This window comes from Pseudomonas sp. LBUM1676 (genome assembly GCF_059695605.1).
In genome coordinates this window covers 2521787-2541992 of sequence record NZ_CP166777.1, presented here as the reverse complement: position 1 = coordinate 2541992, position 20206 = coordinate 2521787, and the positions used below count along the sequence as shown (strand labels likewise).

At 61.3% G+C, this 20206-nt stretch carries 22 protein-coding genes; 8 read left to right on the top strand and 14 right to left on the bottom strand.

Annotated features, from left to right (window positions below; translation table 11 throughout):
* Positions 1-104 precede the first annotated feature (104 nt).
* Together ACA041_RS11975 and ACA041_RS11970 are read left to right on the top strand one after the other, a co-directional pair.
* On the top strand, positions 105-1103 hold the full coding sequence (locus ACA041_RS11975; protein ID WP_497441281.1) for an NAD(P)H-quinone oxidoreductase: 999 nt from the start codon (positions 105-107) through the stop codon (positions 1101-1103).
* Between the two features lie 221 nt (positions 1104-1324).
* The gene (locus ACA041_RS11970; protein WP_497441280.1) at positions 1325-2269 is read left to right on the top strand and encodes an alpha/beta hydrolase; all 945 of its coding nucleotides are present in this window, start codon (positions 1325-1327) and stop codon (positions 2267-2269) included.
* A gap of 3 nt (positions 2270-2272) precedes the next feature.
* Here ACA041_RS11970 and ACA041_RS11965 read toward each other — a convergent pair whose 3' ends face one another.
* Both ACA041_RS11965 and ACA041_RS11960 read right to left on the bottom strand, forming a co-directional pair.
* Positions 2273-4087, bottom strand: coding sequence for an ABC transporter ATP-binding protein (locus ACA041_RS11965; RefSeq protein ID WP_497441279.1), 1815 nt, complete (start codon positions 4085-4087; stop codon positions 2273-2275).
* Positions 4084-5103: an AraC family transcriptional regulator gene (locus tag ACA041_RS11960; RefSeq protein WP_497441278.1), complete on the bottom strand. Its 1020-nt coding sequence runs from the start codon at positions 5101-5103 to the stop codon at positions 4084-4086. Before ACA041_RS11960 ends, ACA041_RS11965 begins: the two co-directional genes overlap by 4 nt.
* A gap of 164 nt (positions 5104-5267) precedes the next feature.
* Here ACA041_RS11960 and ACA041_RS11955 point away from each other — a divergent pair, with 164 nt between their 5' ends.
* The 3 genes from ACA041_RS11955 to ACA041_RS11945 all read left to right on the top strand — a co-directional run bounded on the left by ACA041_RS11955 (position 5268) and on the right by ACA041_RS11945 (position 7270).
* Complete coding sequence (locus ACA041_RS11955; protein WP_497441277.1) at positions 5268-6119, top strand: 3-hydroxybutyryl-CoA dehydrogenase; 852 nt, start codon at positions 5268-5270, stop codon at positions 6117-6119.
* On the top strand, positions 6106-6765 hold the full coding sequence (locus ACA041_RS11950; RefSeq protein ID WP_497441276.1) for a TetR/AcrR family transcriptional regulator: 660 nt from the start codon (positions 6106-6108) through the stop codon (positions 6763-6765). The genes ACA041_RS11955 and ACA041_RS11950 overlap by 14 nt, the downstream gene beginning before the upstream one ends.
* A gap of 91 nt (positions 6766-6856) precedes the next feature.
* A complete protein-coding gene (locus ACA041_RS11945; protein WP_497441275.1) occupies positions 6857-7270 on the top strand; it encodes a VOC family protein in 414 nt (137 codons plus the stop codon).
* Between the two features lie 39 nt (positions 7271-7309).
* Here the strand turns inward: ACA041_RS11945 and ACA041_RS11940 are convergent, their stop codons facing one another.
* A complete protein-coding gene (locus ACA041_RS11940) occupies positions 7310-7696 on the bottom strand; it encodes a DUF6124 family protein (RefSeq protein WP_497441274.1) in 387 nt (128 codons plus the stop codon).
* Positions 7697-8124: 428 nt separating this feature from the next.
* On the opposite strand from ACA041_RS11940, the gene ACA041_RS11935 reads away from it, so the two are divergent.
* Complete coding sequence (locus ACA041_RS11935; RefSeq protein ID WP_497442059.1) at positions 8125-8382, top strand: DUF6124 family protein; 258 nt, start codon at positions 8125-8127, stop codon at positions 8380-8382.
* Between the two features lie 70 nt (positions 8383-8452).
* On the opposite strand, the gene ACA041_RS11930 is transcribed toward ACA041_RS11935, so the two are convergent.
* From ACA041_RS11930 to ACA041_RS11900, 7 genes are all read right to left on the bottom strand, one after another.
* Entirely contained in the window at positions 8453-8854 is a 402-nt protein-coding gene (locus tag ACA041_RS11930; RefSeq protein WP_128869506.1) for an ExbD/TolR family protein, read from the bottom strand.
* A gap of 1 nt (position 8855) precedes the next feature.
* A complete protein-coding gene (locus tag ACA041_RS11925) occupies positions 8856-9578 on the bottom strand; it encodes a MotA/TolQ/ExbB proton channel family protein (protein ID WP_497441273.1) in 723 nt (240 codons plus the stop codon).
* An 81-nt stretch (positions 9579-9659) separates the two neighbouring features.
* Positions 9660-10472 carry an energy transducer TonB gene (locus ACA041_RS11920; RefSeq protein WP_497441272.1) on the bottom strand — a complete coding sequence of 271 codons (813 nt, stop codon included), beginning with the start codon at positions 10470-10472 and terminating at the stop codon, positions 9660-9662.
* A 342-nt stretch (positions 10473-10814) separates the two neighbouring features.
* Entirely contained in the window at positions 10815-11282 is a 468-nt protein-coding gene (gene msrA, locus ACA041_RS11915) for a peptide-methionine (S)-S-oxide reductase MsrA (protein ID WP_497441271.1), read from the bottom strand.
* Complete coding sequence (locus tag ACA041_RS11910; protein ID WP_497441270.1) at positions 11279-12199, bottom strand: homocysteine S-methyltransferase family protein; 921 nt, start codon at positions 12197-12199, stop codon at positions 11279-11281. Before ACA041_RS11910 ends, msrA begins: the two co-directional genes overlap by 4 nt.
* Positions 12196-13173, bottom strand: a complete 978-nt coding sequence (locus tag ACA041_RS11905) for an ABC transporter substrate-binding protein (protein WP_497442058.1) — start codon at positions 13171-13173, stop codon at positions 12196-12198. The genes ACA041_RS11910 and ACA041_RS11905 overlap by 4 nt, the downstream gene beginning before the upstream one ends.
* Before the next feature lie 87 nt (positions 13174-13260).
* Positions 13261-15324 (bottom strand): ATP-binding cassette domain-containing protein, encoded by a 2064-nt coding sequence (locus ACA041_RS11900; protein ID WP_497442057.1) that lies wholly within the window; start codon positions 15322-15324, stop codon positions 13261-13263.
* 394 nt (positions 15325-15718) lie between these two features.
* Here ACA041_RS11900 and ACA041_RS11895 point away from each other — a divergent pair, with 394 nt between their 5' ends.
* Together ACA041_RS11895 and ACA041_RS11890 are read left to right on the top strand one after the other, a co-directional pair.
* Complete coding sequence (locus ACA041_RS11895) at positions 15719-15877, top strand: hypothetical protein (RefSeq protein ID WP_497441269.1); 159 nt, start codon at positions 15719-15721, stop codon at positions 15875-15877.
* Between the two features lie 53 nt (positions 15878-15930).
* Complete coding sequence (locus tag ACA041_RS11890) at positions 15931-16521, top strand: helix-turn-helix domain-containing protein (RefSeq protein WP_412072219.1); 591 nt, start codon at positions 15931-15933, stop codon at positions 16519-16521.
* 124 nt (positions 16522-16645) lie between these two features.
* Here the strand turns inward: ACA041_RS11890 and ACA041_RS11885 are convergent, their stop codons facing one another.
* The 4 genes from ACA041_RS11885 to ACA041_RS11870 form a co-directional block, all read right to left on the bottom strand.
* Entirely contained in the window at positions 16646-17155 is a 510-nt protein-coding gene (locus ACA041_RS11885; protein WP_497441268.1) for a hypothetical protein, read from the bottom strand.
* Between the two features lie 305 nt (positions 17156-17460).
* Entirely contained in the window at positions 17461-18471 is a 1011-nt protein-coding gene (locus ACA041_RS11880; RefSeq protein WP_497441267.1) for an ABC transporter substrate-binding protein, read from the bottom strand.
* Between the two features lie 37 nt (positions 18472-18508).
* Entirely contained in the window at positions 18509-19309 is an 801-nt protein-coding gene (locus tag ACA041_RS11875) for an ABC transporter ATP-binding protein (RefSeq protein WP_497441266.1), read from the bottom strand.
* 1 nt (position 19310) lies between these two features.
* The gene (locus ACA041_RS11870; protein WP_497441265.1) at positions 19311-20195 is read right to left on the bottom strand and encodes an ABC transporter permease; all 885 of its coding nucleotides are present in this window, start codon (positions 20193-20195) and stop codon (positions 19311-19313) included.
* Positions 20196-20206: the final 11 nt, after the last annotated feature.

Sequence of the window (20206 nt, the reverse complement as noted above, 5' to 3'; positions counted from 1 at the left end):
CAGTCCCCGAAAACACCGCCGCCAAGCCGGTCTCGCTCCCACACTGAATGATTGTACATTCAGGTGATCCCATCTACAGATCACCTTCCAGACAGGTATGCGACATGACTCTGCCCCAAACCATGACCCAGATCGAAATCACCCAACCCGGCGGCCCCGAAGTCCTGCAACCCAACCAGGTGCCCGTCCCCACCCCAGGCCTCGGCGAAATCCTGATCCGCGTCCACGCCGCCGGCGTCAACCGCCCCGACGTGATCCAGCGCGCCGGCAAGTACCCGATGAAACCCGGCATGAGCCCGATCCCCGGTCTGGAAGTGGCCGGTGAAGTGGTGGCGATCGGTCAGGGCGTCAGTGAATTCATCTTGGGCGACCGCGTGTGTGCGCTGACCAATGGCGGCGGTTATGCGCAATATTGCGTCGCCCCGGCCAGCCAGGCGCTGCCGATTCCCGATGGCATGGACTGGGTGCAAGCCGCGGCGGTCCCGGAAACCTTCTTCACCGTGTGGGCCAACCTGTTCGACATCGGTGGCGCCAGCAAGGGCCAGCGCGCATTGATTCATGGCGGCACCAGCGGCATTGGCACCACCGCGTTGATGCTGTGTCGCGAATTCGGCATCAAGGCCTTCGCCACGGCGGGCAGTGCAGAAAAGTGTGCGGCGATTGGCAAGCTGGGGGCCGAGGCGGTCAACTATCGCGAGCAGGATTTCGTCCAGGTCATCCAGGAGAAAACCGCCGGCAAAGGCGTCAATGTCATCCTCGACATCATGGGCGGCTCTTACCTCAATCAGAATATCGCGGCGTTGGGCATGGACGGCCGCCTGGTGATGCTGGGCTTTCTCGGCGGCGCCAAGGCCAAAGAGGTCGACCTGATGGCGATCCTGGGCAAACGCGCGACGATCACCGGCTCACTGATGCGCTCGCGCACCCGCGAAGAAAAGGCCTCGATTGCCGAGCAATTGCGCGAGTACGTCTGGCCAGTGCTCGCCGCCGGGCGTTGCCTGCCGATGATCGACAAGGTGTATCCGCTGGAACAGGCCGCGCAGGCGCATGCGCGGATGGAAGCGGGCGAGCACATCGGCAAGATTGTGTTGCAGGTGGATTGAGCCACGAATATCGAGCGACGTCGTCCCCCTGTAGGAGCGAGCTTGCTCGCGAAAAACGTCAACGATAATGCGCGGCATCAGACTGCCCGGGTCGTCCCTGCGTTCTTCGCGAGCAAGCTCGCTCCTACAGGGGGCAGGTGAACGGCTGTCGAAATTTTCCCCACCCTGCGCACGCTTCTGCTAAAACCCGAACTTCAGTTTTTTTTACCGTGGACCGCCCGATGCCCACTTCCCTCCTCGCTCGCCTACGCCGACGCTGGCTGCCGCTGCTGTGCATGGCTGCGCTGATCATCGGCCTGCCCGTGGGTTGCGCGGTGCTGGAGCATAAGGAACGGGAGCTGTTGTTCCGCATCGAACCGGGGAATGCCAGTTGGTACCGCGGCTTGCCGAGCAGCGTCCAGGAGATCGAGCTGCAGCCCAAAAGCTTCAAGGCCGGGCAAAGTATCCATGGCTGGTGGTGGCCGGCGGAACGGGCGAATGCGCCGGCGATCCTCTATCTGCATGGCGTGCGCTGGAACCTCACCGGGCAACTGTTCCGCATCCAACAACTGCAGGCACTGGGCTACTCGGTGCTGGCCATCGACTACCGCGGTTTCGGCCAGAGTCACGGCGACCTGCCATCGGAAACCACGGTCTATGAAGACGCACGGGTGGCCTGGGACCGCTTCAAGCTGCTGCAACCGGATGCCCACAAACGGCTGATCTACGGCCATTCACTGGGCGGCGCCGTGGCCATCGACCTGGCGGCCGAGCTGGGCCAGACAGCCGCAAAAGAGCAGGCCCCGGTGCCGGCTCGCGGGCTGGTCATCGAGTCGACCTTCACGTCCCTGGCCGACGTCGCCACGGCGATGGCCAACACGTCCCTGCCGGTGCGCTGGCTGCTGTCGCAGAAATTCGATTCCATCGACAAGATCGCCGAGATCAACATGCCGCTGCTGGTGGTCCACGGCCTGGAAGACCGCTACGTGCCGCCGCGCTTCAGCGAGCAACTATTCAATGCGGCCCTTGAACCCAAGCGTCTGCTGCTGGTGCCCGGTGCGACCCACAACAACAGCATGAGCCTGGGTGGGCAGACCTATCGCAAGGCCCTGGACAGCTTGATGCAGTCGACGCCGCCGGCACAGGTCGCGGGGCCGACCACGACCCGGCGCGCTCAGGATTCCTGACACCTAGCGATAACCCCTGGCCTGCAAGTTGAACAACTGCGCATAGCGCCCGCCCGCCGCCACAAGACTGTGGTGATCCCCCCGCTCCAGGATCGAGCCCTGATCCAGCACGATGATGTGATCGGCATTGCGCACGCTGGAAAAGCGATGGGAAATCAGCAACGTCATGCGGCCTTCGGTGTGCTCGCTGAAATGCTCGAACACCGCCGCTTCCGCCGCCGGGTCGAGCGCCGAGGTCGGCTCGTCGAGAATCAGGATGTCGGCATCGCGGCGCATGTAGGCGCGGGACAAGGCGATCTTCTGCCATTGTCCGCCGGACAGTTCCTGCCCACCGGCGAACCAGCGGCCCAACTGCGTGGCATACCCGCGATCCAGGCGCTCGATAAAAGGCGCAGCCATGCCCTCGGCGGCCGCCTCCTGCCAACGCTGTTCATCGCTAAAGGCCAGGGTATCGCCGACGCCGATGTTCTCGCCGACAGAGAACTGGTAACGGATGTAATCCTGGAAAATCACGCCGATGCGGCGACGCAGCGCGTCTTCTTCCCAGGCCTGCAGATCGCTGCCGTCCAGCAGGATGCGGCCCTGGTCAGGACGGTACAGACGCGCCAGCAGTTTGATCAACGTGGTCTTGCCTGAACCGTTCTCCCCCACCAGCGCCACACTGTGGCCGGGCACAAGGTGCAGGTCGATGCCTTCCAGCGCGGCGCGGCTGGCTCCCGGATAACGAAAACCGACATTCTCGAAACGCAAACCATCGCCGGGCAGCGCCCCCACCGTCAGGCTGCCGGTATCGACCACCACCGGTTCGGCCAGGTATTCATAGAGACTCGACAGGTACAGGCCATCTTCATAAAGCCCACTGATGGCGCTGAGGCTGTTGCTCACCGCCGTCTGCCCCTGCTTGAACAACACCAGGTACATGGTCATCTGCCCAAGGCTGATGCTGCCGTGGACGGTATCCACCACCACCCAGGCATACGCCAGGTAAAACGCAGCGGTGCCCAGCAGGCCCAGGGCAAATCCCCAGCCGTCCCGGCGCAGGGTCAACCGTCGGTCTTCGGCATACAGACGGGCGAACGTGTCGCGATAACGCTTCAACAGCAGCGGCGCAAACCCGAACAGCTTGACCTCTTTGATGTAGCCTTCGTGGGACAGCAGCGTCTCGATGTAATTTTGCTGGCGACTCTCCGGCGCTCGGCGGGTGAACAGGCGGAAGGCATCCCCGGAGAAATGCGCTTCGGCAAAGAACACCGGCAACGCGCCGACCACCAGCAGCACCAGGGCCCAGGGCGAAAAATGCACCAGCAACACGCCGAAGCTGATCAACACGATCAGGTTCTGGATCAGCCCCAACGACTTCATCACCAGCGCCAACGGCCGGGTCGATGCCTCGCGCCGGACCCGCACCAGCTTGTCGTAGAACTCGGAATTCTCGAACTGCACCAGCGACAAGGTCTGGGCTTTCTCCAGGATCATCGTATTGACCTTCTGCCCCAGCTGCACCCGCAACAGCGACTGCTGCACCGACAACGCCCGCTGGGTGGCGGACAGCAGCGCCAGCACACCGGCTTCAAGCAGCACATAACGCACCACCGGCCACAAGGGTGCACTGCCCTGCTGCGCGTGCAACTGCATGGCGCCGACCACCGCATCGACGATGCGCTGGCCCAGCCAGGCGGCCAGCGCAGGCAGGACGCCGGCGATCAGGGTGGCCAGCACCAGGCCGAGGAATAATCCGCGGGAGGTGCCCCAGACCAGAAGCAAGGCGCGCCTGGCCTGGTCGAGCAGCGAGGTGACGCGGCCAAGGGCAGGACTCATTCAGTGCGGTCCCCCTGAAACCGCGCCCTATACCGTCCCGGACTTTCCCCCGTCCACTTCTTGAACGCCCGATGAAACGCGCTCGGCTCCTGAAACCCCAGCCGCTCGGCAATATCGCCGATGCTCGCCTTGCTCTGGCGCAATTGCTCGAACGCCACCCCGCGTCGCACTTCATCCTTGATCTCCTGGTACGAACAGCCTTCGCGCTCCAGTTTGCGGCGGAAGGTGCTGGGACTCAGGTGCTGTTCCAGGGCGAAGGCCTGCAAGGTCGGCCACTCGCTGTAATGGCTGTGGCGCAGGCGGTGATGAACCTGGGAGGCCAGGCCATGCTGGTTGCGGAAGCGGATCACCAGCCATTGCGGTGCGGTGCGCAGGAATATTTTCAACGAAGCCAGGTCCTGGACCACCGGCAAGCGCAGGTAGTGGCTGGCAAATTCGATCTCGGTGCGTTCGGCGCCAAAGGTCAGGTTGGGGCCCCAGAGCAAACGGTCATCGCTGAGGGGGACGCGTTGATGGCGAAAGTCCGCGCGATCGATGGGGATGCGTCGACCGCCCAGCCAGCACAACAGGCTGATCATCAATATCAGGAAGGTTTCTTCGCCCAAACGCGCGCGATCGTCGTTTTGCGCCCGGGTTTCCAGGCTGATGACCGCCCGTTTGCCGCGTACGGTCAGCGTGCCGCGAAAGTCGCGCAGGAACAGGGCGAAGTTGGCCAGGCACTGGCGCATGGCTTTGTGCAGGTCGGGCTCCTGGATCAGCGCCCGGCAGATCAGGGCGAAGCTGCCCGGCAGCATGCCATGGGAGTCGAGGCCGAAGAATTCGTCGTCGAGTTCGCGGATCTGGATCAGCCACAGCGCGGCGAACGCACTGGCCGGGACCCGTGCAGCGGGTTGTTGCAACAACATCGGGTCGATGCCCGCCTGTTCCAGCGCCGCCATCAAGCGTTGCGGATCGTCCCCCATCCCTTGGACCATGGCCTGCATGAAGTAAGCGGCCACCGAGTCTTTTTCCCGCATTTGAACGCTTCACTCCCCATCACCCGAATGGCAAAAAACACCAGTGCCGTTGAACAGTTTCGGCATAGGACAACCGCCCTGCCGGCTCTAGACTCGGGGCCAATAGTACGCCTTCGGCCGATGCGACGGCCAAGGTATCGCAAGGTTTGAGCAAGGACAGGAACATGAATCTGCAAAACATTGGCGTGATCGGCGCAGGCACCATGGGCAACGGCATTGCGCAGGTCTGCGCCCTGGCCGGCTTCAACGTGACGCTGATCGATATTTGCGACAGCGCCCTGCAAATGGCCATCGCGACGGTCGACAAGAATCTCGATCGGCAGATCGCCAAGGACACCCTGACCCAAGAGCAAAAGCTCGCCGCCCTCGACCGGATCCGCACCAGCACCGATTACAGCAGTCTGCAGTCTGTGCAACTGGTGATCGAAGCCGCTACTGAAAACCTCGACCTGAAACTGCGGGTGCTGCAACAGATCGCCGCGCAGGTCAGCGCCGAATGCGTGATCGCCTCCAACACCTCCTCGCTGTCCATCACCCAACTCGCCGCCAGCGTCAGCCAGCCTGAACGCTTCATCGGCCTGCATTTCTTCAATCCGGTGCCGGTGATGGGGCTGATCGAAGTGATCCGCGGCCTGCAAACCAGCGACGCGACCCACGCCGTGGCGCTGGACATGGCCACCACCCTGGGCAAGACCGCGATCACCGCCGGCAACCGTCCGGGTTTCGTGGTCAACCGGATTCTGGTGCCGATGATCAACGAAGCGATCCTGGTGCTCCAGGAAGGCCTGGCCAGCAGCGACGACATCGACGCCGGCATGCGCCTGGGCTGCAACCAGCCCATCGGCCCGCTGGCGTTGGCGGACCTGATCGGCCTGGACACCGTACTGGCAATTCTCGAAGCCTTCTACGAAGGGTTCAACGACAGCAAATACCGACCCGCGCCACTGCTCAAGGAAATGGTCGCCGCCGGCTATCTGGGACGCAAAACGGGGCGCGGCTTCCATGCCTATGCCTGAGCGTTGTTCGCGTTTCGCCGAATACCGGGACAAGGTGCTGGAGCTGTTCGCCAGCAAGGGGTTCGGCCAAGTGGGCATGCGTGAACTCGCGACCTGCCTGGGGCTCGCCCCGGGCTCGTTGTATCACCATTACCCCAGCAAGCAGCACTTGCTGCTCGACTTGATCGAGGAGTTCTACGAAGAACTGTTGGCCACCCTGGGCCGCATCGCCCAACAGGCGCCGGCCAAACGCGACAAACTGCAGACGCTGATCCGCGCCCATGTGACTCTGCACCAGGAGATGCCCTGGCATTTTCGCCTGGTGGAGCGCGACAGCGGCTGCCTGAACGAAGAGCAGCAGCTACGGGTGCGGCAACTGCGCGAGCAATACGAACACAAGTTGCTGCTGATGCTCGGCGTCCGGTCGCGGTTCAGTGAACAGGGCCGGCTGGCCGCCGGGCATGCCATTGCCACCTTGCTCAACAGCGCGCCCTGCTGGCTGGCGCAGCAGCCGCTGGATGAAGCAGAGCACAATGAACTGCTGGAAAGTCTGGTGAGCGGCGCCATCGAGCGTGTGTTGGCACCGCGGCGCGCGCCTGAAGCAATAAGCCTGGCCTCGTCCATAGAAAAAACATCTAAAAAAACCCACCCGCCCGCAGCGTTTTAGGGCTTTGCTACCCGAGTCGAAGCGCATCGGAATTCGCTGACGAGCAATCGTCCAACCGATATGTCCCCCTTCAATGACCGGGAGCTGAAAGATGAGAATCCATCCCTACCTTATTTTCAACGGCGACTGCAAAGCCGCCTTCACCTTCTATGCCCAGGCCCTGCAAGGCCAGATCGAAATGATGATGACCTTCGGTGAAAGCCCGGCGCGCGAACACTTTCCGGCTGACCTGCACAACCTGATCATCCACACCCGCCTGGCAGTGGGCGATCAGGCCATCATGGGTTCGGACACCACACCGGATCGCCCCACGGATGAAATGGCCGGTTGTTCGGTTTCGCTGAATGTCGACAGCATTGCCGAGGCAGAACGGGTGTTCACCGCGCTGGTTGAAGACGGCAAGGTGCAAATGCCGCTGGAAGCCACATTCTGGGCGGCGCGCTTCGGGATGCTGGTCGACCGCTTTGGTGTGTCGTGGATGATCAACTGCGAAAAGGATCAGTGACCACACGAACAAGGGCCCAATCCGAAAGGTTGGGCCCGGTCAAAACACCACCTGTTGCGGCGGCGTCACATTATCCAGCACCCGATTCACCGCCAGTTCACCCAGCATGATGACCTGCTGGACCGCCAGCATCGTGTTGCGCTGAGTCCCGTCCATCAACCCGGCCATATCACTGACCATGGCGTTGGCCGACGCCAGCAATTCGCAAACCTGGGCCAGAAGCGTTTCGTTATCGACCTCGGGGGCCACGATAAAAATCATCGCCGGTTTGCTCGATCTGTTGGCGTCCTCGACCGCGGCGGGTTTGAGGTAATGGTCCAGGGCCCGGTCGGCGGCCTGGTGAAATTTTCTCGAATCGCCAGAGAGGTACGGGGTGGTACTTTGGGCCGTTGATGGCTCGTGGGGCTTGAGTGTGTCGTCGGGCATGGTGACTCTCTGCTGAGTGATGAGAGCTACCACGCTAACCGCCGCACTTCCGACAGCCAACCCTAAAAATACGTCGGACATTTCCGGTGTTTTCGGCGTGTTTTAATCGGCTGTGGGACGCGCAGGTCGGATAAATCAACGGTGTTGTAAGAGCTTGTTTAAATACCAACTGAATGGCTTCCCTGAGGCTACAAAATCTTGCGCAATTGCCTACAGTTGCGCCAGAATCCGCCGGCTTGTGCGCCTTGTCCATGCCTTCTATTGTTTCCCTGCCACTGCCTATCAGTGGTCGGGTTTAGTAGCCTGAGGTGTTATCGGCAAAGGTGCAAAAGCTCTATCAGTCATGTGTCTGCGACCTGAACTTGATGGCGGCTGTGCGCAGGGCGCTTCGGCGCGCCGGTAAATGCTGATCTCCCCGGTCTACTAACCTGCGTTACAGCCGCCACCCTTCTTTTAGGGCCACGCCGCGCTTACCCAGCACGATGTTCACCATAAACCCGCAACTCGATACCGAAACGCTATTAGTCCATGCGTGCGAATCTCTGGCATCGGCCAATGTGATGGCCACGGATCTCGCGGGGCTTGTAGAAGGGTCGCATCGCAATACCCTGTTGGGCATCGCGCAAGTCATCATGCTCGGCGAGCTGGCGGTAAACCGGGCGCTGGATCAACTAGACCCACCTTAGTCACCACCGCCCCTGTGGCGAGCACCAAAAAGGCCGCCCCAATCTGGAAAGCGGCCCTTTCCCTTCCCCATTACTTCGCCGTAATCACCGACAACTTGGTAATCCCCGCCCGTTCGATCGAAGCCATCGCCCGCGCCACTTCGCCATAATTCACCCCGTTATCCGCCTGCAGTTGCACCCGCACGTCAGGATTTTTCGCCTTGGCCGCCTGCAGGTTGAACTCCAGCAGGTCCGCCTGGATTTCGTCCTTGTTGATGAACACCTTGCCCTTGTCGTCGATGCTCACAACCAGCGGATCTTTCTGTTCCACCGGCGCTACCGCTTCGGTCTTCGGCAGGTTGATCGGGATCGCATTGGTCAGCAGCGGCGCGGTAACAATGAACACCACCAGCAGCACCAACATGACATCCACCAGGGGTGTGACGTTGATCTCGCTGAGCACTTCATCGCTGTCTTGTGTGGAGAAGGCCATTTCAGGACGCCTCCTTGACTTTCTGCCCGGCGACAGTCGCGCCGGATTTGCTCAATACAGGGTGCAACAGCACGCGGAATGAATGTTTTTGCGCCAGGCTGTAGAAGTCGTGGGCGAAGTCGTCGAGGTCGGCGGCGGTCAGCTTCAGGCGCCGCAGAAAATAGTTGTACACCAGCACCGCCGGCACCGCGACGGCGATGCCGACACCGGTGGCAACCAGCGCCGCGCCGATCGGCCCGGCCACGGTTTCCAGGCTCGCCGAGCCCGCTGCGCTGATGCCTTTCAAGGCCGACATGATGCCCCAGACGGTGCCGAACAGGCCGATGAAGGGCGAGGTGCTGCCGATGCTGGCGAGGATTGCCAAGCCGCTTTCCAGCGAGCGTCGTTCACGCACGATCTGCTGGCGCAGGGCGCGTTCGAGACGGTCCTGGTAGTTGATCGACTGACTGAGGTCAGTGCCCGGCTGATCGCTGACCTGGATCGCGGCGTAACCGGCCAGTGCGACGCGAGCGGCGGCGCCAGGTTGGCTATGGGCCAATTCAGCGGCGGAATCGAGACTGGAGGCGGCCCAGAAGTGTTTATGAAATTTGCGGTCCTGGGTCTTGAGGCGGGTGAACTGCACGCCCTTGAGCAAGGCCAGGCCCCATGTCGCGACAGAGAAGATAATCAACAGCCAGATGACGGCGTGTTCGATGGATTCGAAGGGGGATGCAATCAGGTTCATGGTCAGGCTCTCCAACAAGGCAATGGATCGGTTGTAGCGATGCGCCTTTTGTCAGGTGGCCCGCGGTGCTGTTTATGGTGGTTATTTGATTTTGAAGTCGATGGGCACGCTGACCCAGCCGTCCTGGGCGACATCACCCTGCTTGGCCGGGACGAAACTCCAGCGTTTGACTGCAGCCAGGGCGGCGTCGTCGAGTTGATCGCGGCCACTGCTTTTCTGGATCTGGATGTCGCCGGGTTTGCCGCTGGCCAGGACATGCACCCGCAACAGCACTGTGCCTTCCCAGCCGCGACGCATCGCTAGCGAGGGGTATTCCGGCGCCGGGTTTTTCAGGTAACCGGCACTGGCCGACGCCGGGGTCACCGGTTTCGGTGCGGGGGGTGCGGGGGGTGCCGGGGCGGCGACCGGTTGTGGCGGCGCGGGCGGTGCCGGTGGCTGCTCTACCGGTTTAGCCACGGGCTTGGGGACCGGCTTGACCACGGGCTTGGGTTTGGGGATGGGTTTAGGTGGCGGGGGTTTCACCGCCAACTCATCTTCGATCGGCGGTGGCGGTTCAACCACGGGTTGCGGTATCGGCTCGGGCGGTGGCGGCACCACCACCGGCGATGCCGGCTGCGAAAACTCGATGGTCATCGGCGGAATTTCCGGTGGCACCACTGGCAATGCCGGCGGTGGTGTCTGGTTGACCCAGACAATCACCGCGCCATGCAGCACCAGCGCGAACACCCCCAGCAAGACCGCTTCGCGGCGACTCAACACCCGCTTGGGTGTGCTGTGCAGCCGCGACAGCGCCAGGGGTTCCCGGAAGACCCGGCCAAGGTCGAGCAGTTCGCCACCGGGTGCCGGGTGTCGAAACACCTCGAAGGCACGGGTGGCGCTCTGGACATTGCCCATTCATTTACTCCTGTAAGCCTTTGGATTTGATCTGGCTACAGGCATCATCAACGAAAGCTTTTATCTCTTAAAAGAATATTTAATTATCCGGATATGCAATTCCTGCATAAGTAGATCGGAGCTTTGATCAGGTTGCAGCGGCGAATCCCCGCTGCAAATCCTCAATCAACGCTTCATCCTCGAGCCCGATATGCAGCCGCAGCAGCGGATTCAATGCCCGATCTTCAGCACTGTTTCGATCCATCGTGTCGGCAACCTAATCAGACTCTCATAGCCACCGGGAAACGCCACGGAACGAGTCCGTGGCGCTGGTCTTTTTTCAAGTAAAAACCGGGTCAACCTTCAGAGTGAGCAGCTGCTGGCGCCGTGCTTTTCCAGGTAACGCTGCTGTTCTTCATCCGCTCGTTGAAATTCCCCCAGCGGCACGATCACGGTGGCGATCGGCTTGCCTAACTGACCCGACGCATCCAGCCGCTGCTTGGCGACAAGCGCCAACTGGGCCTGCTGCGCCGAGCTGAAAAATAACGCAGAACGGTATTTCACCCCGACATCCTCGCCCTGGCGATCGACTGATGTCGGGTCATGCAAGGTCCAGAAGTGCTCGATCAGGCGACTGTAGGAAATCACTTTGGGATCGAAGTCGACCTGCACCACTTCGATCAACGCCGACTCACCCCTGGCCGACCGGGCGAAACCGACCCGACTGTCGAGCACGCCCGGCAACGCCCGGAAGGACGCTTCAGCGCCCCAAAAACAACCGGCGCCAAACGTCGCCTGCTCAACCAATACGTGTTGTTGAAGATCACTCATGTTTCAGCAACCTCTCTGTTCGGCACTAGATGCCGGTGTAATTGCGCGATGTGTTCTGGTCCGATGCCGCAGCATCCGCCAACAATACTAGCTCCTGCCGCGACCCAGGTTCGCGACCAGTGCAAATATGACTCGGGGCCCAGATCGCGACGAATTTCCAGCAAGGTGCTGTTGGCCTTGGCTTCGGTACTGACGGGGGGAAACGCGTTGGCGTACACCCCCAGCTCAATGGTTTGATCGAGGCTTTGGATGACAGCTCGGGCCTCGGCCAGTGCCGCCGCCATCACTTCCGGCTGACTGCAATTGAACAGCACCGCCCTCGCCCCCAACTCGACCGCCACCCGTACCGCGTCGGCGACTGGCTCGGATGACCGCAGTCGCGGTGGCTCGGCGACTTCATCAAGCAGCGTAAAGGACACCCACAGTGGCTTGGCTTGCGTGCCCAGCGCCTCGACCACCGCTCGAACTTCAGCGGTGGAGCTCTGGGTTTCTGCCAACCAGATATCGACGTGCTCCTGTAAACCGGCGATCAACGTGCGATGGATAGCGACAGAGCGCTGATGATCGAACAGGTCCGGACGATAGGACCCGAGCGCCGGCGGCAACGAACCGGCCACCGTGACCGGTTCGACGCTATCGCGAGCAGCCTGACGAGCCAGGCGCCCCGCCCGCTCGGCCAGCGAACGCCCCTGCCCGGCAAAGCGCTCATCGCCGATATGAAACGGCACCACCGCATAGCTGTTGGTGGTGATGACCCGGGCTCCGGCATCAATGAACGCCCGATGCGCTTGAAGCACGAACTGCGGCGCTTCGATCAGCGCCAGCGCGGACCATTCAGGCTGGCGAAATGGCGCGCCGATGCGCTGCAACTCGCGCCCCATGCCGCCATCGAGCAAGCGCAAGGAGGTTCGACTCATTGGCTGGAACTCACTTTCGGCGCCGAGGCGGCGAGCCATTGATCGACGGTGGCGCTGTTCGCCTGGACCCACGCCTTGGCGGCCACGTCAGCCGGCAGTTTTTCCTTTTCGATCTTCAGGATCAGCTCATTGAGCTGCGCCGGTTCGATCGCGACATTGCGCAAGAACTCGGCAATTTTCGGCGCGCGTTTCTCCAAGGCCGCCGAGGCCAGGACATGGACTTTGGCATCCGGGAAGGCGCAGGTAATCCGGCTCTTGTTCAACCAGTCCGGGTCGACCGTCGGGCTGATGAATTTCCAGCAGCCATCGGCCTTGTACAACGGGTCATCTTTTTTGTTGTCCTGGGCATAACCGTCGAACGCGGGCTCTTCCAGGCGACGCAGGTCAAAGGCCGAGAAGATCCAGTCCGGGGTGTAGGCATAGAACACCACACCGCGCTGCGCCTTGTAAGCCGCGGCCAATTTGGCATAGGTGACGGAGGCCTCGGTTGAAACCGCCTCGAATTTATCGGCGAATCCGTAATCCTTGGCCTTTATCTGGCCAATGTAGGTCGACTCCCAGCCCGCCGGCCCGACCAGCAGCTGCGCCTTGCCACCTCCCAGCGGTTCGAACAGCTTGGCCACTTCCGGCTTTTTCAGGTCGTAGATGGATTTGACGCCGTACTTGTCCTGCAAATACCCCGGGATATAAAACCCTTGCTCGCCCGCATAGGGGTGAGTGTTGGCAACCAATGACCGGGTGCCGCCCGTCACGTACTTGGCCCAGGCGGCCGACTGATTGGGCAACCAGATGTCGGTCAGCACATCGACCGAGCCATCGCCTTTCGCGGCGGCACTGAACAGCACCGGGACGTCCCCTGCCAGATAGGACACATCGCCATCCAGACGGGTTTTGATCACTTCGCCGAGGATGTGCTGGATGGCGATCGCCCCCGTCCAGTTCTGCTCGCCAATGACGATTTTGTCCTTGGCCATCACCGTTGCAGGAAGAATCAGGGAGGCCAGCAGCGCGGCTGCGCCCAGAGTGCGCGACAAGTGGGTTTTCACGATAAATATCTCTGTTTAGTTAGGCAGATGATCTTGCTTGCGCAAGCTCGATTGAATGATTCGATCCGGAATCAGCGCGCACAGGACGATCGCCGCACCGGCCAGCATGCCCTCGCCGCCCTTGATGTTGCGCAGCGCGGTCATGACGTCGTATCCAAGGCCACCAGCGCCAATCAGGGCGGCCACGACCACCATCGACAGGCTCATGACGATGGTTTGGTTGATCCCCAGCAACAGCGAGCGACGAGCCAGCGGCAACTGCACCTTGATCAGGGTTTGCCAAGGGCTGGCACCGTGCGCGACCGCCGCCTCGACGGCATCCTTGGGCACTTCCTGGATACCCAGCGACGTCAAACGGATCATCGGCGCCAGGGCGAAAATCACCGTCGCGATCACGGCCGGGGTCTTGCCGACGGAGAAGAACGTCACGGCAGGAATCAGGTACACAAAGGTGGGCAGGGTCTGCATCACATCCAGCAAGGGCGTGATCAGCCGCCGTACCAGCGGTCGCTTCGCCAGCAAAATGCCGGTTGGCACTCCGATGACCAGAGCGATCAGTACCGACGAACCGACCAGTGCCAGGGTCGCGATGGTTCGCTCCCAAAAACCGAACAGGCCGATGTACAGCAGGGCCGCGCTGCTGGTCAGGGCCAGCGCCAGGCCTGCCGAACGCCAGGCCAGAAACACCAGCGCCAGCGCCGAAACCGGCCATGGCAACCAGCCCAGCAGGTTTTCGATGCCTTCGATGACCGTGCGCACGGCGACAATCACGCCGACAAATGCTCCCTCGAACGTCACTTGCGACCAGCCGATGAACTGGTCGATGCTCTCTGCTGCAAGCAGCAGCGCCTGGCGGTTGGCCGGGAACTGCAGCAACGCGTTCGTGGTGTCAGGGGTAATCACTCGCCAGATCACCAAGGCCTGGCTGATCAGCAGTACCGCCAACGGCAGCGCCCAACCCGAAGCGTTACGCCGCACGGGCTGGCTGCTCAGCGAGACCGCCGTGAAGCGGCTGGCCGCGAACACGGCCAGTGCAGCCAGCACCGCCAGCCACGACGAGGCGACAATGCCCTGGCTGAAGACCGCCAGGGCGGCGAGCTCACTGGCGAAAGTGATCCAGAACAATCCGCCCTTGCCCCGGGCCGCCAGTGCCGCTGGCCCCAGCAACAACGCCTGCCACCCGGGCAAGCGTGGGGTGTGAGGCGGCTCGCGCGGTTCGGTTTGCGATGCCTGGAGGCTAACGTCGTCCACGCTGCGCGGTGCGGATGACGTTGCGCCACAGTCACGGAAAAAATCCGCCACTTCGGCATCGGCGGGATGTTCCAGCAATTGTTCCGGGGTGCCCAGCTGCACCAGTTGACCATGGCGCAGCACGGCAATCCGATCAGCCAGGCGTATGGCTTCAGCCGGGTCGTGCGTGACCAGCAAGGTGCTGATCCCGCGCTCACGGGCCAAGGCCAGGAAGTGAGTCTGCAGGTCCCGCCGAATGGTCGGATCGAGCGCGCTGAAGGGCTCGTCCATCAGCAGGATGTCGGGGTCTGTGACCAAGGCTCGCGCCAGGCCGACGCGTTGCTGCATGCCACCGGACAGTTCATGGGGATAGTGCTCGCCCCAGCCCTGCAGCCCCACCGCCTGCAACTGCACAGCGGCCGCCGCATGACGGATCGGTTCAGGTTCGCCGCGTAACTCCAGCGGCAGCGCCACGTTGTCCAGCACCGTGCGATGGGGCAACAAGCCGAAATGCTGAAACACCATGCCGATACGCCGCGACCTCAACTCACGCAAGGCCTTGTGGCTCAATCCGCTGATCGCCTGGCCCTCGATCAGGACTTCGCCACTCGTGGGTTCGATCAGGCGGTTGATATGGCGCAATAGCGTTGACTTGCCGCTTCCGGAAGTCCCCATCAGGCACAGGACCTCGCCCCGACGCACCTTCAAGCTGACATTGCTCACTGCCGGCAACACGGACGCGCCTTTTTGACGCCGGTACGTTTTGGTGACGGCACGCAACTCAAGCACGACATCCCCTACATTCGCCGGCTCGGCGGACGGTGGCGCGAGCCTTTGGGAAGACTCGATCCAAGGCGTGGCCAAAGAGGTTTGAATGATTGTCACAGGAGCTCCCGGCAAACAGCACTCGGGCACGTCGCTCGCACCCAAGGTCAGAAAAATTGAATGAGCCTCAGGCGATGACGGAGACCGGATGCCTGACGCAAAAAAAAACGCCACGCCAAGGGCGTAGCACTTTCCAGGCGGATAAAGCTAAACGATCTTAAAAATCATCTATAAATACTTTTTTGGAATTAGCTTAGTTGATCCCATGCCCTCCGGCGCCCGCGCTTTTGGGTGCAGGATCGCTCCTCCTGATAAATAACCAAAAAGAATTAACAAATACAAAACAAGTATTTATCGTTATAAAAATATCCGCGTACTCTCAGCTCAACCCGTCATTCATCACACAGTGAAGTGCCCCATGAATCCGACTGACAACCTCATCGACTTCGTCAGCTACCGCAAACGCAGACAGGCTCAGCAACGGGCACGGGCGATGTGGGACATGTACGCACGCAACGCAGGCCTGGCCTTTCAGTGGGTGCAAGGGAGCAAGGCGACCGAGACGCGTCACGCGTGAACGTGCAGCAACCCTCGCGCTTTCTGGCGAGCGCCGACGAACCGGTCGTGGATTTGAATAACCTGGAATCACTCGAAGAAGACCCGATCTGCGAGCGGGTCGCGCAAAACCTGCAACGCTTGCGGGGCAAGCGGCATCTGTCCCTCGATGCCCTCGCCCGCCAGTGCGGTGTGAGCCGGGCGATGCTGGCGCAGATCGAATCCGGGCGCAGCGTGCCGTCGATCAAGGTGCTTTGCAAAATCGCCAAGGGCTTGAAGGTATCGGTGGCGGCGTTTCTCGAGCACCGGGCTTTCGAAGGTGTGGCGGTGCTGTCGGCCAGCCAGAGCAAACGCCTGGTCAGTGCCAACGGCGCCTTTGTCAGCCGCGCCCTGTTCCCGTTCGATGTGGCGCGCCAGTCGGAGTTTTACGAGTTGCGCCTGAGTCCTCTGGGCGAGGACCAGTCTGAAGGACACGGGCCGGGGGTTCAGGAGAACCTGGTGGTGGCTCAGGGGGTGCTGGAGATCAGCGTCAACGATGAGCGATATCTACTGTCCACGGGGGACTCGATCCTGTTCTACGCCGACCAGCCCCACCGCTACCGCAATCCGGCCGACAGTGAAGCGGTGGCGTATCTGGTGGTGACCTACCCGGAACGCCTGGACTGAAAGCATGCACATCCCACTGTGGGAGCGAGCCTGCTCGCGAAAGCGGTGGGTCAGTCAATATTAATGTCGACTGCCCCATCGCTTTCGCAGGCAAGTCGGATCGCCGCCGCTGCTCCTACAGGGATCAGCAGGTGCAGCACATCAGCGGCATGCCGTTGCAGCTCATCATCATCGGCATGCTGCAGTCGTTCATCATTTTCATCATCAGGGCGCAGCAGTTTTTCATCATGTCCATGTTCATGCCAGCCATCGGCATGATCTTGCACATCATGCAGTCGGCCATCAGGGTGCATTCCATCACGCACTTCATCGATGGCATCGGCATGCCCATCATCGGCATCGGCATCATCATGTTCGCCATCGGCATGGTCATGCTCGCCTGGGACATGCACATCATGCTCATGTTCCCGCAATGCATCATCATCGGCATGCCGCAGTTCATCATCATCTGCATCATTTCAGCGCTGTTCTTGAACATGGCCATGTCCATACCAGCGGCCGGCATCATCTTGCACATCATGCCGTCGTCCATCATGTCGCAGGTCATGGTCGCCATCATCATCGGCATGCCCATCATCGGCATCATCGGCATGTTGGTGTTCATCGGCATTTGCATCTGCATGGCGTTCATCATGGTGTTGTTCCCTGAAGGATGGAGAGTTGGACAAAGCTGATGGAGCGGATTCTAAGCAATGGTCCAGGCGCAACAAGATGACGATCGAACAGCTGGAATGAATGCTAAAGCGACCTAAGCGGAGTGGATGGAACGATTATGTCTGCTGCCGCGAACATTTGGATTCGATGACAGACGCATTGCAAACGGCAGCAGCTATTTCTTGGTTACGGATATGCAATCGGCGTCTATACAAATAACCGAAAGAAATAATCGGTCTAAACAGGTTCGGGTAATTTCAACCGAACGCTCTACTGCACGGGTTTTTACCGGTTCAAGACCAACGACTCGGCCGAAAACACCTGATCATCCGTCAACTTTTGCACATCGACCCGATGGGGAAAGATCTTCTTCTCCACAAACAAGTCATCGACCTGCTGCAACGCCTGAACATCCCGCGACTCGACCGGCAACAACGATTCGTCACCCCAACTGCGCAGCCGCTGCGAGACGTCCAGCGGTATATCGTTGACCTTGGCGAAGACCCGGGCGTACTCGTCCGGATGCTGCTGCGCCCACTCGAACGCCTTGGCGAAACGCTGCAGCACGTCACCGAGGGCTTTGCGTTTCAGCGGATCGGTCAGGACTTCATCGGAGGCGGTGATAAAGGTCAGCCCGGTGTTGATCCCCTCGCCACTGATCAGCACCCGCGCGCCCTGCTGCTCGGCAAACGCCTGATAGATACCGAAGGTGGCCCAGGCTTCGATCTTGCCGGCGTTGAACGCGGACAAGGCGTCGGTCGGCAGGACGAAGCCGACCTTGACGTCCTTCTCATCGACCCCGGCATTGGCCAGTGCTCGGATCAACAGGTACTGGGAAATGCTGCCGCGGGCCGAGGACACCACGACGTTGCGGCCTTTCAGATCGGCGACGGTACGGATGTCCGAATCGGCTGGGACCAGGATCGCAATTCCCCGCGATTGACTGCGCCGTACCGCGACGATGCGCAAGGGTGTGCCCCCGGTCGCGGCGGCGAGCACCGGGGTATCACCGGCCGGCGCCAGATCGACCGCACCGGCGCGCAGGGCTTCGAACAACGGCGCAGCGCCCTGGAAGTTGGCCCACTCGACCTTGTAGTCGATGCCCTCCAGCACATTCGCCGCCTCGACCACCGTGCGCAGTCCCTTGGCTTGATCGCCCAGCACCAGGGTCACGCCGGACAGGTCTGACTGGGCGGCGGATGAGGATTTGGACTCGACGGCGTCGCCGCACCCGCCAAGCAACAGTGCGACGCCAGACAGCAACAGCATCGCGGATTTCCAGACGCGGATCGGCATGACAGTACCTCCCTGTATCAATGAATTGGCAGCGGCATTAGCCATGGGCAAATCGCCGGACAGTGCTGTTGGTGGCCTGACGCTCAGTTACCGCGACGGTTTCCACCTCAACCCCCAGCAGACTCAGCAGCCGCGCACGAATAGCCTGGAAACCCTCCTGCCCGGTGTCCCTCGCCCGAGGCAGATCGATCGACAACTGTTCGGCAATCTTGCCGTTGGCCAGCACGATGACCCGATCGGCCAGCAGGATCGCTTCGTCCACGTCATGAGTCACCAGCAGCACAGCGGGGTTGTGTTTGCGCCACAACTCGATGATCAGCCGATGCATGCGAATCCGCGTCAGTGCATCAAGCGCGGCGAACGGTTCATCCAGTAGCAACAGCTTGGGCTCGCGCACCAGGCCACGGGCCAGCGCCACCCGTTGCGCTTCGCCACCGGACAGTGTGGCCGGGTAGGCTTCGAGCCGATGGGCCAGCCCCACTTCTGTCAGGGCCTGCACCGCGCGAGCCTTGGCATCGGGGGTGTGCAAACCGAGAATCACGTTCTTCCAGGCGCGCTTCCAGGGCATCAACCGGGGCTCCTGAAACACCGCGGCCCGCGCCTTGGGCACCAACAACTGGCCGCTGTCGATACTGTCCAGGCCCGCCAGGCTGCGCAGCAAGGTGGTCTTGCCCGAACCACTGGCCCCGAGCAATGCGACGAACTCCCCCGGGGCGATGTCCAGATCCAGGCCATCGATGACCCGCTGCTGGCCGAACTGGCGCACCACGTTGCGCAGTTGTACCGGTGCCGGCGAATGCAGGTTTTTTGCCGCGTCGGAAAAATCGATGCTCGACATATCAGTTCCTCACAAAAGATGGGCGCCAGGCCAGGGCAAAACGCTCCAGCGTACGGATCAGTCCGTCGATCAACAGGCCGAGGACGCTGTAGATCAGCAGGCAGATGACGATCACATCGGTGCGCATGAAGTCCCGCGCGTCACTGGCCAGGAAACCGATGCCGGCGGTGGTGTTGATCTGCTCGACGAACACCAGGGCCAGCCAGGAAATCCCCAGGGAATAGCGCAAGCCGACAAAGAACGAGGGCAAGGAGCCCGGCAGGATCACATGCCAGATCAACTCGCGACGATTCAGGCCCAGGGTGTTGGCGGCCTCGATCAGTTTGGGGTCGATGTTGCGAATCCCGGCGAACAGATTCAGGTACACCGGGAAGGTGGTACCGGTGACGATCAGCGCGATCTTGGTGAATTCGCCGATGCCGAACCAGAGAATGAATAACGGCACCAGTGCCAGGGAAGGAATGGTGCGCAGCATTTGCATCGGCGAATCGAGGATCACCTCGCCGCGCTTGGACAGGCCGGTGATCAGGGCGGCGACGACACCGACGCTGACGCCGATGCTCAAGCCCAGCAGCGCTCGCTGCAGGGACACCAGCAAATGCTTGCCCAACTCTCCGGAAACGATCATGGCCCAGAGCGTGCCACCGATCTGTGACGGCGCGGCGATGACCCGCTGCGGGATCAGCCCGGCCTGGGAGGCCAGTTCCCACAATAGCAACAGCGCGATCGGGCTGAGCAAGCGCAGCAAGGCTTCGGGGGTGCGCCAGTTGCGCAGCCAGTTGGGGGTCAATCTCGACGCGTCCAGCGGATCACGGGTGAGGCGAGCAGCCTTATCGACGGAAAACGAGCTACTGGCGCTCGTGGAATCGAAGGTCTTTTCAGTCATCAGGCTTCCTT